General features: G+C 33.6%; 9 protein-coding genes and 1 pseudogene. 2 read left to right on the top strand and 8 right to left on the bottom strand.

Going from position 1 to position 17251, the window contains the following annotated elements:
- Positions 1–251: 251 nt before the first annotated feature.
- The 3 genes and pseudogenes from rnr to rpiB all read right to left on the bottom strand — a co-directional run bounded on the left by rnr (position 252) and on the right by rpiB (position 4056).
- Entirely contained in the window at positions 252–2402 is a 2151-nt protein-coding gene (gene rnr / locus WH267_RS06860; protein WP_340006797.1) for a ribonuclease R, read from the bottom strand.
- Between the two features lie 530 nt (positions 2403–2932).
- Positions 2933–3262: pseudogene (locus tag WH267_RS06855) on the bottom strand (thrombospondin type 3 repeat-containing protein); the annotation flags it as partial.
- Positions 3263–3621: 359 nt separating this feature from the next.
- Positions 3622–4056 carry a ribose 5-phosphate isomerase B gene (rpiB, locus tag WH267_RS06850; protein WP_106917797.1) on the bottom strand — a complete coding sequence of 145 codons (435 nt, stop codon included), beginning with the start codon at positions 4054–4056 and terminating at the stop codon, positions 3622–3624.
- A gap of 646 nt (positions 4057–4702) precedes the next feature.
- Between rpiB and WH267_RS06845 the strand changes: the two genes are divergently transcribed.
- Both WH267_RS06845 and WH267_RS06840 read left to right on the top strand, forming a co-directional pair.
- Positions 4703–5893: a phosphoglycerate kinase gene (locus tag WH267_RS06845; protein ID WP_115973129.1), complete on the top strand. Its 1191-nt coding sequence runs from the start codon at positions 4703–4705 to the stop codon at positions 5891–5893.
- 348 nt (positions 5894–6241) lie between these two features.
- The gene (locus WH267_RS06840; protein ID WP_340006792.1) at positions 6242–8158 is read left to right on the top strand and encodes a hypothetical protein; all 1917 of its coding nucleotides are present in this window, start codon (positions 6242–6244) and stop codon (positions 8156–8158) included.
- 958 nt (positions 8159–9116) lie between these two features.
- On the opposite strand, the gene WH267_RS06835 is transcribed toward WH267_RS06840, so the two are convergent.
- From WH267_RS06835 to WH267_RS06815, 5 genes are all read right to left on the bottom strand, one after another.
- Positions 9117–9938, bottom strand: a complete 822-nt coding sequence (locus tag WH267_RS06835) for a class I SAM-dependent methyltransferase (protein ID WP_340006790.1) — start codon at positions 9936–9938, stop codon at positions 9117–9119.
- A gap of 115 nt (positions 9939–10053) precedes the next feature.
- Positions 10054–11916 (bottom strand): tRNA uridine-5-carboxymethylaminomethyl(34) synthesis enzyme MnmG, encoded by a 1863-nt coding sequence (gene mnmG / locus WH267_RS06830; RefSeq protein WP_123320242.1) that lies wholly within the window; start codon positions 11914–11916, stop codon positions 10054–10056.
- 144 nt (positions 11917–12060) lie between these two features.
- Positions 12061–12480 (bottom strand): rRNA maturation RNase YbeY, encoded by a 420-nt coding sequence (ybeY, locus tag WH267_RS06825; protein WP_115973125.1) that lies wholly within the window; start codon positions 12478–12480, stop codon positions 12061–12063.
- Between the two features lie 4 nt (positions 12481–12484).
- Positions 12485–14641, bottom strand: coding sequence for a patatin-like phospholipase family protein (locus WH267_RS06820; RefSeq protein ID WP_115973124.1), 2157 nt, complete (start codon positions 14639–14641; stop codon positions 12485–12487).
- A gap of 2 nt (positions 14642–14643) precedes the next feature.
- Positions 14644–17091, bottom strand: coding sequence for a bifunctional UDP-N-acetylmuramoyl-tripeptide:D-alanyl-D-alanine ligase/alanine racemase (locus WH267_RS06815; RefSeq protein ID WP_123320243.1), 2448 nt, complete (start codon positions 17089–17091; stop codon positions 14644–14646).
- Between the last annotated feature and the right edge of the window lie 160 nt (positions 17092–17251).

The raw sequence follows: 17251 nt of genomic DNA, 5'->3' as shown, positions 1-17251 counted from the left end.
TCATTCCGTTTTATACAAAGTTATACTTTATGATTTAATTATTCAATAAAGATGTGATATATCAACTTTATTTTCGTCTCAGATTGGGATAGGATTTTCGTGGAAAGAAGCAGGAAACTAGGAGAGGGAAGTACTTAAAGGAAAATGAAAAAAGAAGATATTTTCACTACTTAACAGCCATAAAAAATAAAGAGGTCATTCCTGCTTTGGAACAACCCCTTTGTTTTGTTATTTTTTGATTATTGATTGTATTAAACAATCTTAAAGTCCAATTGTTTTTGAATCAGGTTCGCTTTTACTACTTTGATCTGAACCTGATCTCCCAGCTGGTATTTATTTCCGTGTCTTACTCCATATACTGCATGGGTTTTTGCATCATAAGTATAAGAATCATCTACTAAATCTCTTAATTTGATAAGACCTTCAGCTCCGTTTTCAGGAATTTCTACCCAGAATCCGAATTCAGCCACTCCGGAAATAACTCCTGTGAATGTTTCACCAAGATGTTTTTCCATGAATTTCACTTGCATATATTTGATAGAATCTCTTTCTGCATCAGCAGCTAATCTTTCCATTGAACTGCAGTGCTTGGATTTTTCTTCCAGCTCCTGTTTGCTTGGAGATTTTCCTCCATCCAGATAATGCTGAAGAAGACGGTGAGCAATCAAATCCGGATAACGGCGGATAGGAGAGGTGAAGTGGCTATAATATGAAAACCCAAGACCATAATGTCCGATAGGTTCTGTAGAATATACTGCCTTACTCATACTTCTCATGGCCAATGTTTCAATCATATTTTCTTCTCCCTTTCCTTTTACATCATGAAGAAGTTTATTCAAAGATTCTGCAACCTTTTTGGTATTGGCCAGATCCATCTTATATCCAAATGTGGAAACAAAATCTCTTAATGATTCCAGCTTAGCAGGATCCGGATCATCGTGAACCCTGTAGATAAATGTATTATTGGTGATTTCTCCTTTTCTTGTTAAAGAGATAAACTCAGATACTTTTTTGTTGGCTAAAAGCATGAATTCTTCGATCAGGTGATTGGAGTCTTTACTGATTTTAAAATAAACTCCAACTGGCTGATTATTTTCATCCAGATTGAATCTTACCTCACTTCTGTCAAATGTAATCGCACCATTTTTGATACGGTCATTACGCATGATCTTAGCCAGCCTGTCAAGAACATTGATCTCTTCAGCCAGATCTCCCTGACCGGATTCAATACGTTCCTGAGCCTCTTCATAGGTAAATCTTCTGTCCGAATGAATCACTGTTCTTCCAAACCACTGTTTTTGGATTTCTGCCTGATCGTTCAGTTCAAAAACTGCTGAAAAGGTATATTTATCTTCATTCGGGCGAAGCGAGCATACATCATTACTTAGCACTTCCGGAAGCATTGGTACAACTCTGTCTACCAAATAAACTGAAGTTGCTCTCTGATATGCTTCATCATCCAGAATGGTTCCCGGAACTACATAGTGAGATACATCAGCAATGTGAACTCCGATTTCCCAGTTTCCGTTTTCCAGTTTTCTGATAGATAAGGCATCATCAAAGTCTTTTGCATCCTTAGGGTCTATGGTAAATGTGCAGATATTACGCATATCCCAACGTTTTGCCACTTCTTCATCAGTAATGCTTCTGTCTATTTTATCCGCATCCAGTTCCACTTCCTGTGGAAACTCATAAGGTAAACCATATTCCGCAAGAATAGAGTGGATCTCTGTTTCATGTTCCCCCGGAGCACCTAATACCTGTATAATTTCTCCTTCAGGATTTTTATCACCAGGTCTCCATTCTGTCATCTTTACGATTACCTTATCGCCATCCTCAGCATTATTGAATTTTGCTTTCGGGATAAAGATATCTGTATTGATTGATTTTTTATCACAAACCACAAATCCAAAATCTTTGTGGGTCACCTTCTGAAAAGTCCCCACAAACTCCGTTCTGTTTCTTTCTAAAACTTCCAAAACAGACCCCTCCAATTTCTTTCCTTTATAATGATAAGTTATAATAAGAACCTTATCTCCCTGCAAAGCATCCTTTACATTTTTAGCATGAACGAAGACATCATCTTCTAATCCTTCTACATTAACGTAAGCATTTCCGCTTTGGTTAAAATCGATAATTCCGGTTAATGTTCCTGCAATTTTCAGGTTCACAATATACTTTCCTTTTTCTACTTCTTTAATCTTTTCAGATCCCTGAAGTTTATGCAGTGCCTGAATCACAAGTTCCCTTTGTCTTGGGTTTTTATAATCTATTCCGTCAGCAATCTGCTTATAATTATAAATTTTTGATGCATTTGCATTCATGAAACGAAGGATTAATCTTCCGATCTCCATCAGTTTCAAATCATTTTTATGACTTATATATTTTCCTTTTTTTGGCATTTTAATTTTTTTTAATTGTTATATTCCGACTCTGTGATCTCTTCTATTTTTGAGCTTTTACATCTAAAATAAAAATCTTTTTTATTGAGAGAAATGGTAACCTTATTGTCTTCAACATATACAAAAAGATCCATTTTATCACTGTCCGGAATCATTTTTTCATTGGAATCCGGTATTTCTGCAAATTTTCCTTTTGCATTATACACCATTCCATATTTCGTTTCTAATTTAGGTACTCCTTTGAGACCTATTATATTTTCTATACTTTCATAATCAAAAATACGGGGTCTTCCTATTGGAAGAATCATTTTATCAGGAAAAAGGTTGGCAAACTTCTTAAAGTTTCTCTCATCCCAGAATGATTGAAATATCAATTGCTGTACCATATTCCCTGCAGAATGATCAGTTCTGTCCATCCCACAACCCGCTTCAAATTTTCTATACATAGAAACATAAAGCACTTTACTTTTTAGATTCTTTCCCTCTATTTTTTTGAAAATAAAATCTGCTAATGCATGATAATTAATATTCTTATTATGAGCTAAAAAATCACTTTCTATTTTTTGCAACTCTTCCTCGGTATACCTTTTCGGAGTAGGAATAATCTTACAGCCATTATTTTCTGGAGCCCCAGGTGTTGTAGGACAATTATCATCCTTATCTAAAATTCCGTCACCATCTGTATCTGGCCAGGGACATCCATTATTTTCTGTGGGACCGGCTACAGTAGGACAGGCATCATCTTTATCTAAAACTCCATCACCGTCTGTATCCGGCCAAGGACATCCATTATTATCTTCTGATCCTGATACCTCAGGACACTGATCCATATAGAATCGAACTCCATCTTTATCCTTATCAGAAAGGCAGATCTTTTTACTGAATTCTTTTTTGCATTTTTTAAATTCAGTATGATCCTTAATCTCTTGGGCATGGAAACAACTGACCATAAAAAATAATACTGCAGATCCTTTTATTTTCATCAAACCTTAATGTTTAATTTAATCTTATTTTTCTAAATCTACTTTATAACGGAAGCTTTAGTTTTGTATAAATTTAATACAAATCTGGAGAAGAAAAGAGAAAAACCTTCTATAAAATATCTTTTAAATATTACAAAGGTTCAGGAGAAGTATAGAATCTAGTTTCTATTGAACACTGCAAATGTACAAATAAAAAATAAATAAGGCCTGCAATCAAATTACAGGCCTCAGTATATTTAGCAAACAGCAATTTTATCAACTCTGTTCTGGTGTCTTCCCCCTTCGAAGTCTGTAGAAAGAAATTTGTCTACAATTTCAATCGCCAATTCTTTTGATATAAATCTTGCCGGCATAGAAATCATATTGGCATCATTGTGCAATCTCGCCAGTGTTGCAATCTCCGGCATCCAGCAAAGTGCACATCTAATTTTCTGATGTTTGTTCGCAGTGATCTGAACCCCATTTCCGCTTCCACAAATCAAAATTCCCAACTCATTTTCTCCGTTTTCCACAGAGGTTGCAGCAGGGTGTACAAAGTCCGGATAATCCACACTGTTTGTGGAAAACGTTCCAAAATCCTGAACCTCAAACTTTTCTGAAAGATAGTTCTTAACAATCTCCTTATATTCATAGCCTGCATGGTCCGCTGCGATAGCAATTTTTCTTTTCATAATACTCTTATTAAGCTTTTTTAGATTTTATTTCCTTACAAAGGTAAGAATAATAACAATTCGTGTTAGTAAAGCGTGAGTTAATTGTGAAAAGGTATGTTAATAACTGTGGAAAACTTTTTTCAACTTTCTATTTTCAAACAAGAATTTATTTCGTAATAGAAAATTCATCCAAAAGTTTTTCACACAACTTTCCAGATCTTTTCTCAAGCTATCCCCAGGTTTTTCCATAATAAAATAACTAATAATGCTTTGTTGGCAAAGTTATCAACAATTGTGAATAAGTGTGTGAATATGCAGGTTTACAGAGATTTATATTGTGAGTTATTTATGAATTGCGTACCAGTTGAGTATTATCAACTTTATGCCTAAAACTTATCCCCGTTACTAACAATACATAACAACAACAACTTTATTTTTTCTTTTAAAGAGAGAAGAAATGTTGATTAATGGGTGATTGTCTTCGGGGAAAGTTTTTGAAAACTTTTATTTCCATCAATCTGTTGAAAAAGTTTAAAACCTTACATTTGTGAAACGAAAAATCAATAAAAATTATGGAATTGTCCCTGCCGGAATTTGTCGAAATGTAACCAGGTCCAAAAAGGGGATTGCATGAAATTTGAAAAAAAATAAATCAAATATAAAAATGAAAACAATTAACGACTTCAATTTTAAAGATAAGAAAGCTCTTGTAAGAGTTGACTTCAATGTTCCACAGGATGACCAGTTGAATGTGACTGACAATACCAGAATTGTTGCGGTGAAACCTACCGTTGAAAAAATTCTTAAGGATGGCGGTTCTGTTATTTTAATGACACACCTTGGGAGACCAAAAGGGGAAGTGAAAGATGAGTTTTCTTTAAAAAATATTATTGGTGAAGTATCCGGTGTTCTTGGACAGGAAGTAAAGTTTGTTGATGAATGCATCGGTGAGAAAGCTGAACAGGCTGCTGCTGATCTGAAGCCGGGAGAAATTTTATTGCTAGAGAATGTTCGTTTTCACAATGAAGAAGAAAAAGGTGATGAAGGTTTTGCTGAGAAACTTTCGAAACTGGGGGATGCTTACGTAAACGATGCTTTCGGAACTGCACACAGAGCCCATGCTTCTACCGCAGTAATCGCAAAATTCTTTTCATCAACTAAATTTTTCGGTTTATTGATGGCTAAAGAACTTCAGGCCATCGATAAAGTTTTGAAAAGTGGCGAGAAACCAATTACTGCAATTTTGGGCGGATCTAAAGTTTCAACTAAGATTACCATTATAGAAAACATTCTTCCTGCAATAGATAATCTGATCATCGGAGGTGGAATGGCTTTCACATTTATAAAAGCATTGGGAGGAAAAATCGGAAACTCATTGGTTGAAGATGATAAGCTTCCTCTGGCTCTGGAAATTTTAGCAAAAGCTAAAGAACATAAGGTAAAAGTATATCTTCCGTCTGATGCTATCATCGCTGAAAGTTTCAGTAATGATGTTGAAAGAAAAGAAGTAGATATCTATGCTATTCCTGAAGGATGGATGGGATTGGATGCTGGTCACAAATCAAGAGATCAGTTCAATGATGTATTATTAAATTCTAGAACTATTCTTTGGAATGGTCCGATTGGAGTTTTTGAAATGTCAAACTTTGCTGGCGGAACTGTTGCTCTTGGAGAGAGCATTGCTGAAGCAACAAGATTGGGAGCTTTCTCTTTAGTAGGAGGTGGTGACAGTGTTGCATTCGTTAAGCAATTCGGATATGCTGATAAAGTAAGCTATGTTTCCACAGGTGGTGGAGCAATGCTTGAAAGTCTTGAAGGACTTGAGCTTCCTGGAGTAGCTGCTATCAACAATTAATAAAGAGGAAAATTCAATATTTTGAAGCTTGCTAATATTATTAGCAGGCTTTTTTGTGCTTCAATTTTCATTGAGAAATCCTGAATTGACTAAGGGTTTTATAACTTTTAGATATAACTTAAGGTTATATTGTTTTTAGGTATTTTGATTTACTGTGAGTTACGTTTTTATACCGTTAAATAAAGGGAAAATTTAGGTTATCTATCTTGATAAAATAGATAATTTGGCAGTATTTAATCACATTATTTTGTCTACGGATTATAGATCATTTGGTTTGAATTTTATAATTTATTACGTCAAGTTTTGGCGTTAACGGAGAATACATTTGCAGTACTAAATTATAATATTATGATGTATACAAATGAATTTTTCGCTGTAGGAAATACTGCTCCCAATGATGATCTTGTACAGCTAATTGATAGCTTTACTAATGAAATTGTTGTTTTTAAAAAAATAGTAACTTGGGTTGATGGTGAGTTTCTAATGGCTAATGATGCTAGAGTTCTTGAAGACGAAATCATCTATCGCTCCAGAGGAAACGATTATTATGTTAATACGGTGATGTTTTCCTCAAGAAAAGTATATGTTACGAGTTTTGGTGTGAAATCTGATATGCTTGTCGATCAGAGAGCTTCAATTCAAAAAGCTTTTAATATTTGTTCTGTTCTTAGACTCAAACTAGTCTTTCCTAATGGAATTTTCTTAGTTAATTCCTATACTGATAACAATAAATTTAAGGAGGATTATAGTAATGTATTAGAGCTTAAATCCAATTTAGATATTGAATTTGAGGAATATAGTGTCATTAAACTTGGAGATTATTTTGATGATAAAAACTTTGTTTTATTTTCTGGGTTTAATCATGAAAGTGTTGATAATTTAAAGCCTATATTTAATATTACTCTTAAAGGTAAGGGGACAATTGATTTTAGTGGTGATGTATCGCAAATTAGAGGAAAGGATCGTGATAGGATGATTCGAAGACTAGGATTTGAAGGAGGTAATTGTACAAATGTTCTTATTGACGGATTACACTGGGTTAATGGAGATTTAAGTAACTGTATCGGAACTGGTTGGGCACAAAATGGTAATAAGTTTGCTATCCAAAACTGTATTTTTGAGGATTTAACTAAAAGTCATGAAGAATCCAACTATGATCACTCTACAATCTATGGTAATTCTAATTTTTTAATTGTACACAATAATACTTTTATTGGAAATGAACAGATGAGATTGGTTGGATGTGCTTGCGAAATCCATGGAAGTAATGCTTCATTTTCGAATAATAAAATTTATAATTATTTGAGAATGAATTTTATAGTCGGGAACGAAACTGAAAAAGGACCTATTTCTAATATTACAATTTCTGATAATATTGCTGAAGTAACAGCTGGTGCTGTATATGTTTGGGGAACAGAGAATTGTATTACTTCTGATGTTTTTATTACTTCAAATAATGTTAAACATAGACATGTTGAAGGCAAAACATTATTGTATAATGGTTGGCAATCTTTACTAATCATTGAAAATAAACTTGGAAAATGTGAGAGAATTACTGTGAAAAATAATGTTTCACATATACTCTATAATATTGAACATAGTACAATTGCAACCCGATATGCTATAGGTATCTCTTGTGAAACAGAATCTTTAGTTATTTGTGATAATCATTTTATTGGACATTCTGTAGGGGTGATTTTAACTTTAGCTGATAAACCTTATAATCAATATGTAGATTTTTCATTTATTAATATTTCAAGGAATAGTTTTTCGGCTTCTTCAAAAATTCTTACTGTGAATGCAAAAAAACTTAATTATTGTTTAATCTCAGGTAATACTACTGCCTTGGCTTCAGACAATCTTGAAAATTTAATTGAAATTAATAGTGATATTATTCAATCCACGACTATAAAAGATAATATTTATATTTCCAATCAGCCAAAAGTTGAGTTTACACCTTCTTCTGTATTTTTAGCAGATCCATCCAATAAAGCTAAATACGTTTTATCACTTGTAAGTACTCCTGTACCTAGCATTAATGGAGAAGCTTCAGTTTTGGTAAGTCCGGTGGTTTCAAATAGCCATAAAAGGGTAGGAGGGATGTATACAATTCAACCTACATATCCTTTCCCTGAACTTTTCTTTAATGCCCATACTTTTGGAGCTGGGGGTACTGCAGACATTAAATTTAAAGTTGATAATATGACTTCAGATACTTTCTCTGGAAACCCAAATTTAGTTAGTACCCTGATTGTTAATTTATAATATAGAAGACCGGATCATATCCGATTTTTTTATTCAATATTATTTTGTGTTTGATGTTATTAGTTTTAATTAATTGTTTATCAATTATTAAACTAATTTAATTATTAATTTACTATGTCTTTTTAACCCATTTTTTAATTGATTTTCATTTGAAACAATTTTTCAGTCATCTTATAATTATTTGTATAATTTAATTACCTGTAAATCAGAAATTAAACTTTTTACTGATTGATTTTTAATCATACTATATATTAAAAACAATGATATTAGGTCTGTATTGAGGTTTTACTTCTAGACGTTTTTTAAGGTTTTTTGTTTTTTTGAATTTCCCGTGTCATGATTTTGTTATAAAATCAAAATCTGTTTTGCTCGTGGTTATTTTTTCTTTACCGGGATTTTTGATTTCTTCTTTTTTATTAACGATAAATTTTTTAGAGAGGTAGGTTAGTATGTTTTAATTTTTCAATATTGAAAAATTATTTGTGGTTGCAGGAAAGCTCTAAATTTTATCTCTTAGTATTTTGAAAATATTTTTCTGATAATATGCTGAAAATTGACCTTCAGAAATGATTGAAAAATCGAAAAACTATTATTTCTTGAGTATTTGTGTGTAAATTTAAAACAAACGGTTAAATGATATGTTTTTGTGAGAATTTATAATTTTAAATCCAATTTTCCTCTTTTTGAATTTGATTTAGTGCTTTTTTCCAAGCTTTAGAGGTTTTAGGAATCTTATGGTATTTTGATGAGATTTATTTTTAAAAATAAATTTTATTAGAAATGGAGTAGGGGAGTTTAAAAAGATTGTTAGCTAGAATTTTTTTTAACACAACTGAAATTATATTCTAGGTTGTTTTAAAAAAATAAAAAACTCAGAGAAGAAGTTCCCTGAGTTTTTAGGTTTTTTAGCTCAGAATACTGAAAATTGGCTTTCGTAAACGGCTTAAAAATCGATTTTCTATCTTTTTTCGATAATATATATCAAACTTGAAAATTCGTTCGAAAAAAGGGCTTTTATGTTCGAAATTGTTCCGTAGAAGGTTGCTTTTAGCCAGAATAGAGGAGATTTTTTATATTTTTCGCTCAACATAGAGATGTAATAGGAATCAAGAACCAAAGGTTTGATCTTTCTCATTTTCCAATCCGTTTTTTTAGAAATCAGATTTTCCATTCCTGTTTTAGAAAAATGATAGATGTGTCTTGGTACATCATAGGCGGCCCAATATTCTTTATAATGTTTTGCATCGTAAGAAGTAGGGTTGGGCACGGCAATAATAAGGAGGCCTTTATCTTTTAATTTCGAATGAAAAATATTTAGCATTTCATCCTGGTTCTCTACATGCTCAAATACATGCCATAATGTAATTGCATCTAAGCTTTTGCCTTCAATTTTTTGAATATCATCCAGGATTGTTGCTTTTGTAATTTTAGCCTGAGCTGCTTTTCTTGCATCTGCATCGGGTTCAAAACCGAAAGTTTCAAAATCATTTTCTATATACTTTACAAATTCTCCGGCACCACATCCATAGTCTAATACTTTTGAACCTTTTTTAATTCTGTCAACAAGAATATTTTTCTTGTATTGCAGATTAAAAGACTGAAGAAACTTATACAATTTTTCTTTCAGGCTTCCGGAATCCTGGTGATGGGAAATGTAATCTTCGCTTTCGTAGTATCTGGAAATATTGGATGGAATAGGGGAGGTTTTATAAACTCCCTTGGTTTCTGTTTCTTTTATTTCAAATATTTCCTGTGAAAGAAAATGATCTTTTATTTTCATTGAAGTCGAAATCTGTTATATTTAAAAAATTAAGATACTCATAAGTGTCTAAGCTTATAAATACCTTAATTTTTGTTTTTATTGTAAGAAATGTTTCACGTGAAACATTTTATTTTTAACGTCCTAAATACACTAGTAAAACGTTAATGTCAGCCGGAGAAACACCACTTATCCTGCCTGCCTGTGCAATAGTCTTAGGTCTTACATTAGACATCTTCTGTTTTGCTTCTGCAGAAAGGCTCGAAAGGTTAGTGTAATCAAAGTCCTCGGGAATTTTAATGTTTTCCAGACGGTTTAGCTTCGCTACGTTTTCCTTTTCTTTTTCAATATATCCTTTGTATTTAATATTGATCTCAGCCTGTTCTCTTACTTCGTTATTATATTGAGAAGAAACTTCTTTAATGAAATCAATTTCATCAAGTTTTTCTAAAGTAATGTTAGGTCTTGTAAGAAACTGGGCAGCTCTGTAAGCCTGATCTACAGGATTACTTTCTATAGATTCAAGAATAGGGTTAATGATACCTGGTTTTAAAGAGGTTTCGCGTAAAAACTCTTCAAGTTGCTGACTATCAGTTATTTTGGATTCTACTTTTCTTAATCTGTCTTCTTTTGCTAATCCAAGGTTGTATGCTTTCTCAGTTAATCTGATATCTGCGTTATCCTGTCTTAATAAAAGTCTGTACTCAGCGCGTGAAGTAAACATTCTGTATGGCTCTTCAGTTCCTTTTGTAATCAGGTCATCAATCAGTACTCCGATATAGGCTTCATCTCTGTTCAGAATAAAGTCTCCTTTTTCGTGAACTTTATTATGAGCATTGATTCCTGCAATCAGACCTTGTCCTGCTGCTTCTTCATATCCGGTTGTTCCATTGATCTGTCCCGCGAAATATAAATTGTCAATCAATTTTGTTTCTAAGGTATGCTTCAATTGGGTAGGAGGGAAGTAGTCATATTCAATAGCATATCCCGGACGGAAAACTTTTACATTTTCAAATCCTGGAATATGTTTCATAGCTTTGATCTGTACATCTTCCGGAAGAGAAGAACTAAATCCGTTTACGTAGATCTCAACAGTTTTCCATCCTTCCGGTTCTACGAAAAGCTGATGTCTGTTTCTTTCTGCAAAACGATTAATTTTATCTTCAATACTTGGACAGTATCTTGGACCTAAACTTTGAATCGTACCATTGAACATTGGACTTCTGTCAAAACCTTCTCTTAGGATATCATGTACTATTTCGTTGGTGTATACAATATGACAACTTAATTGTTTTGTCAATTTCGGTGTATCAAGATAGCTGAACTTTTGAGGATTTTCGTCTCCCTTCTGTTCTTCCATTTTTGAATAATCCAAACTTCTTCCGTCAACTCTTGGTGGAGTTCCGGTTTTCATTCTTCCAGCTTCAAAACCTAAAGTGACTAATTGTTCGGTGATACCAAATGCTCTTGGTTCACCCATTCTTCCACCACCTAATTGTTTATCGCCAACATGAATTAATCCGTTAAGAAAAGTTCCGTTGGTAAGAACTACGGATTTTGCTTTAATCTCAATTCCTAAAGAAGTAACAACTCCGGTTACTTTATTATTTTCAACAATCAGTTGTTTCACCATATCCTGAAAGAAATCAAGATTGGGAGTATTCTCTAAAGCCAGTCGCCATTCTTCGGCAAAAAGCATTCTGTCATTTTGGGTTCTTGGGGACCACATGGCAGGACCTTTTGAAAGATTCAGCATTTTAAATTGGATGGCCGATTTGTCTGCTACGATTCCGGAGTATCCACCCATCGCGTCAATCTCTCTTACGATTTGTCCTTTTGCGATTCCACCCATTGCCGGGTTGCAACTCATCTGTCCGATGGTCTGCATATTCATTGTAACCAATAGTGTTTTTGAACCCAGGTTGGCTGCTGCTGCTGCTGCTTCACATCCTGCGTGTCCTGCACCTACTACGATCACATCATATATTTCTGAAATCATTTTTATCTTGCTTGTTTAAGCTTAAACCTTATCTTTAACTATCAATGTTTCACGTGAAACATTTTTGAAGAATGCACTCTAGGTAAACTTATATTACTGCTAGAATTGAGTACTTTAGATAACGGACTTAAAGTATTATTTAATTTAATTCTTTGAATTCCTATACTTGCTTAAGTACAAATCTTCCATTCTTCGCATCTCTTTTTCCTCTTCTTCTGTCTTGTCTTTATAGCCTATAAGATGTAAAATTCCATGGGCTAAAACTCTTCTTAATTCATCTTCATAATCTCGGGAAAGGGTAGAAGCGTTATCAGAAATGCGTTGCAAAGATACGAAAATCTCAGCGCTTATTGTCTTGCCTTTTACATAATCAAAAGTGATGATATCGGTATAATAATCATGCTGTAAATAATCCTGATTAATCTTCAGAAGATATTCATCATCGCAGAAAATATAGCTGATTTCTCCTAGTTTTTTTCCTTCTGAAAGAATCAGATCTTCCAGCCATTGTTTGTAATCTGTATCTACCGACTCCGGTAAATTTTCGTAAAAGAATTGTATCATTGTATTAAAACCAGTGTCCTAAAATAACACTGAATATGCCTTTTTGATTGTTTTTAAGTGAGTGGCTGAAGTTTACTTTTATCTGCCCGAAAGGAGATTTGTACCCAGCCGTAATTCCAAGTGAGCTATAATTTACTTTAACTGCATCTTCGAATTTAATGTCATTGGAAAGATTGGCAAAGCTAAAGTTTCCGCTGATAAAATAGTTTTTATTGAACCTGAATTGAAGGTCATTGGAAGCCAATATCACATTATTAGTGTGTAACTGGGCAAAATAAAACCCTCCAAAACGTTTGAAGTTAATAATATTCTGCTCAAAAATTCCTCCCAATCTGTATTGATAATAGGGTGGAAGATGTTCTCCAAGAGTGATTCCGCCAAATAAATTAAGACGATAAGTAAATTGTTTTCCTAAAGGAATATTGATCTTTAAATCTGCCTTTATCTGAACAATTCGTTTTTCTACTTCCGATTTTAAAAGGTCTATGACCTTTCCTTCGGCGGCAAAATATATTCCTTTGGTTGCAAACTCCTTGTCATCCTGCGTATCAGTCTTCAGAAATACATAAGGATTTAAAAAGCGGGCATAACGTCTGTTGTCGCCATTAATTTCAGCCTTAAAGTAATCGTGGCTAATACCACCACCAATAGCGTATTTATCCTTCCATACAGACTGTATATAGGCTTCGTTTCTCATCCATTCCCATTTGTCGATAATATTATTATCAGCATTTTTAAGGTCAAAACTCATTCCGGAAGAGTAAATACCAAATCCGGGAATATATCCGTTATCAATAAAATAATTCAGATAGTATCTTAATTTATCACCTACCACTACATCCACAGAAAGATTAGAGTTTTTAAATAAAAGTCTCTTTGCTGAATAGTTCAGAAGAAGACCTGTTTTAAAAACTTCATCATAATGTAATCCAAATTTTAAGAAATGGCGGGCTTCATCTTCGGTAACATAAAGCTTTAAATAATTGGCATCATTCTCCTGAACGATATCGTAGTTGATGAATTTATAGTTGTTGGTAGCAACTAGTTTATCAACCATTTTATTAATGTTTCCATAGGTTTGCAAAGAGGGGAGACGCAGTCCCATTTTCCCCAGAGTATAGTTTTTACCATATATTTTGCTTCCTTCTATAGAAATGCTGTCTATCTTATATACATTAGAATATATCGGATTTACGCTTTGTCTGAGACGGTCGAACTGACGTTTAGGCAGCTGATCCAGAATCTGAGAGTATTTTAAACCTTCCACATAACCGCTGTCAAGAATTTTTTTCTTGTCATCATAGCTTGTTGCAGACATTCCTTTGAGGTCAGGTTTAATATTAATATCGGTATATTTATATTGTTTTCTTGTATCTTTTTTGATTCCGAAATCAATGACCTGGTTCAGAATGGATATAATATTGTTTAAATCCTCTCTTTTGGATAGATCCTGGTTAAGGTCCACACCAATAACGATATCAATTCCTCTGTCCTTTAATGGCTTTGAAGGGTAATTTACCGTCATTGCTCCGTCAATATAGATACTGTCACCTATTTTAACAGGATCCATTAAAGATGGAAAAGCTGAACTGGCCATAATAGACTGTACCAGATCTCCTTTTTCAAAGATCTGCATATTCCCGCTTTCAAGGTTGGTGGCAACGCATAAGAAAGGAATGGGCATTTTAGAAAAGTCTTCAATATTGGAAACATTTTTAAAAAGTTCCTTTAGAAGATAAACATTTCTTTGTCCTGTACTGATGGAAGAGGGAAGTGTAATTTTCCCGTTTTTTAATGGAATAGATAAAAGATATTTGTCAACAGATTTGTTGAAAAAGCTGGTTTCTTTTCTGGATTTCGGATCCATAATTAAAGAATAGAAATCCGTATCCATTACGATTTTTTCTATTTCTTTACCGGAATATCCGGAAGCGTAGAGTCCGCCAACAATAGCGCCCATACTGGTTCCGGCAATATAATCCACTTTTACTCCTAATGAATCTAATACTTTAAGTACTCCTACATGTGAGAAACCCTTGGCACCACCACCGGCAAGCGACAGTCCTATTTTGGGGTTCTTCGGAATCACCAGGTCTTTTTTTACCTGAGATTGGATCCATAGCAATGGGAATATGAAAAGAAGAATCAGGAGTTTTCTCATAGTTAATCTTTTATATAGATCCGTTTCACCCGGGGCGAAATGGATGTTAATACTTCATAGGTTATCGTTTTGCAGTATCCTGCGAATTCTTTTAAACTTGGTTTTGCATTAAAGACGGTTACCATATCGCCTTCCTTTACATTTGGAATGTTTTCCACGTTAATCATCATCATATCCATGCAGATATTTCCAACAATTGGAGCTAGTATTTTATTCACTCCAAGGCTTCCTACCTGATTTCCGATCAATCTTGGAATACCATCTGCATATCCAACTGGGATGGTAGCAATCTTTGTCAGATGATCTGGCTTAAATTTTCTGCTGTATCCTACAGACTCTCCGTTTTCAACCATTGATATCTGTGAAATTACGGTTTTAAAACTTACCACAGACTGTAATTGTTTCTGTATTTCAGTATCCGGTGATTCTCCCAGCATGCCAATACCGATCCTTACCATATCATGTTGGTGATCTGTATAGCTGGTTATTCCGGAAGAATTTAAAATATGTCTGAGAGGAGAATAGCCTAGTTTTTCCGTTAAGAAACTTGAGTTTTTTTCAAAAATATCCAGTTGTTTGAAAGTAAATTCTTTCTCTTCCGGCATGTCGGAAGAAGATAGATGGCTGAACATACTTTGAACTTTAAGATTTTTCTCACTTAAAGTTTCGCTCAGCTGATCCAGTTCAAAATCTTTAAAACCAAGACGGTGCATTCCTGTTTCCAGTTTAATATGAATAGGATATTTCTTATCATATCCCGATTTTTGAACCGCTTCATAGAATAATTCCAAAACTCTGAAACTATAAATTTCAGGTTCCAGGTTATACTCTATGATGGTTTGGTAACTGTGTTGTTCAGGATTCATCACGATGATAGGAGTGGTAATTCCTTTTTTACGAAGTTCAACGCCTTCATCAACATACGCTACTCCTAAATAATCAATGTGGTGATGTTGTAGGAATTCTGAAATTTCATAACTCCCCAAGCCATAAGCATTGGCTTTTACCATAGCCATCATTTTTGTGCCTGGCTTTAATAGTGATTTGTGGTAATTGATATTATGAAGAATAGCATTCAGATTAACTTCTAAAACCGTATCATGTTTTCTGAGCTCAAGAATATCTTTTAATTTTTCGATTTCAAATTTTCTGGCTCCTTTGAGAAGAATAATCTGGTTTTCGATTTCAGAAAGATGTTTGCTTTCGATCAGTTCTTTGGTATCGATGAAAGTAAATGTTTTAGATTTAAATAATTCACTGAACTTTGATATTTCATCACCAATCAGGAATACAGAATCAAAATACTGTTCATTCACCAATTCGGAAACTTCTTCATACAACTCCTTAGAATTGGCATTTACCCCTACGATATCTGTTAGGACTAAAGATTTTTTCGGCTTATTGTATTCTTTCAAAAATTGAAGAGCAGTTTTCAAAGAATCGAGGTCAAGGTTAAAAGAATCGTTGATGACAATATTGCCCTTATTTCCTTCAATCGCTTCAAGCCTCATTTCGATGGCCTTTAAAAGGTTGATTTTTTCAATGATCTTTTTATTTTCGACCTGTAACACCTTAAGGACAGCGATAAGCGCTGTAGCATTGGTTAACGTAGCTTCGTCTCTCTGATGAGCCGGAAAACTGATTTCTTCCCCAAAATATTCAACAAGGATGTTTTCATCTTTGGAAATATTGTTTTTGATGAAGACATCATTAGTTTCTTTCAATCCGTAAGAGATTAATTTTTTATCTGAATATAATTTTTTGATTTTCTGATCTACCAAAGAATGGTCACCATTATAAATGATGATTTCAGAATCTTTGAAAAGTTTAATCTTTTCATCAATCAGTTCTTCTTCGGAAGAAAAGTTGGCTGCATGAGCATTTCCGATATGCGTTAATAATCCGATCTGAGGATGGAAAATATTTTCGAGCTTTTCCATTTCATTCGGGTGGGAAATCCCTACTTCAAAAATTCCCAGCTGATGAGAATCGTTAATCTGAAGAAGAGAAAGGGGAAGTCCTATTTGAGAATTAAAACTCTTTGGACTTTTTACAGTAGGGAATTCATTCCATAAACATTGATATAGCCATTCCTTTAAAATGGTTTTTCCATTACTTCCGGTAATTCCGATAGATCGTAAATGAGAATTTTCGAAGTGATACTTTGCTAATTGTTGAAGAAAATCTACAGAATTTTTAACAATAATCCACGTTATATTTTCAAACTGTGGATATTGATGTTCAGAAATAATAATATTAATACCTCTGTCTATAGCAGCTTCAATGAACTTTTCACCAGAATTTTTATGCGTGTTGATCGCAATGAACGCAGTATTCTTAATTGAGTAAATAATCCTGCTGTCATATGCTATATTTTTAACCACTAAATTCTTGTCTCCAATAACCTCTGCATTGGTGATCTTTGCAATTTGTTGTACTGTATAGTTCATTGGTACCCTTTCTGCTTTATTTTATGGCGAAATTGCAAAAAAGGTAAAATTGCAAAAAGGCTGGAATAGCTCATTATTGTATGGCTGATTCTTCTTTTGAAATTTTACAGTATTGCTTTTTCGTTTATCATTTATATTAAGTGAATATATTTTATTTTTT

Origin of the sequence: Chryseobacterium sp. MYb328 (assembly GCF_037572595.1) — a bacterium.
Lineage (GTDB): Bacteria > Bacteroidota > Bacteroidia > Flavobacteriales > Weeksellaceae > Chryseobacterium > Chryseobacterium pennae.
This window is presented reverse-complemented; position numbering and strand designations above follow the sequence as displayed.

What these genes read in the sequence shown, in the direction of transcription:
- WH267_RS06845 (WP_115973129.1), top strand. Translation starts at nt 4,703, where the DNA reads ATGAAAACAATTAACGACTTCAATTTTAAAGATAAGAAAGCTCTTGTA.
- WH267_RS06835 (WP_340006790.1), bottom strand. Translation starts at nt 9,938, where the DNA reads ATGAAAATAAAAGATCATTTTCTTTCACAGGAAATATTTGAAATAAAA.
- WH267_RS06815 (WP_123320243.1), bottom strand. Translation starts at nt 17,091, where the DNA reads ATGAACTATACAGTACAACAAATTGCAAAGATCACCAATGCAGAGGTT.
- rnr (WP_340006797.1), bottom strand. Translation starts at nt 2,402, where the DNA reads ATGCCAAAAAAAGGAAAATATATAAGTCATAAAAATGATTTGAAACTG.
- mnmG (WP_123320242.1), bottom strand. Translation starts at nt 11,916, where the DNA reads ATGATTTCAGAAATATATGATGTGATCGTAGTAGGTGCAGGACACGCA.
- rpiB (WP_106917797.1), bottom strand. Translation starts at nt 4,056, where the DNA reads ATGAAAAGAAAAATTGCTATCGCAGCGGACCATGCAGGCTATGAATAT.
- WH267_RS06820 (WP_115973124.1), bottom strand. Translation starts at nt 14,641, where the DNA reads ATGAGAAAACTCCTGATTCTTCTTTTCATATTCCCATTGCTATGGATC.
- ybeY (WP_115973125.1), bottom strand. Translation starts at nt 12,480, where the DNA reads ATGATACAATTCTTTTACGAAAATTTACCGGAGTCGGTAGATACAGAT.
- WH267_RS06840 (WP_340006792.1), top strand. Translation starts at nt 6,242, where the DNA reads ATGATGTATACAAATGAATTTTTCGCTGTAGGAAATACTGCTCCCAAT.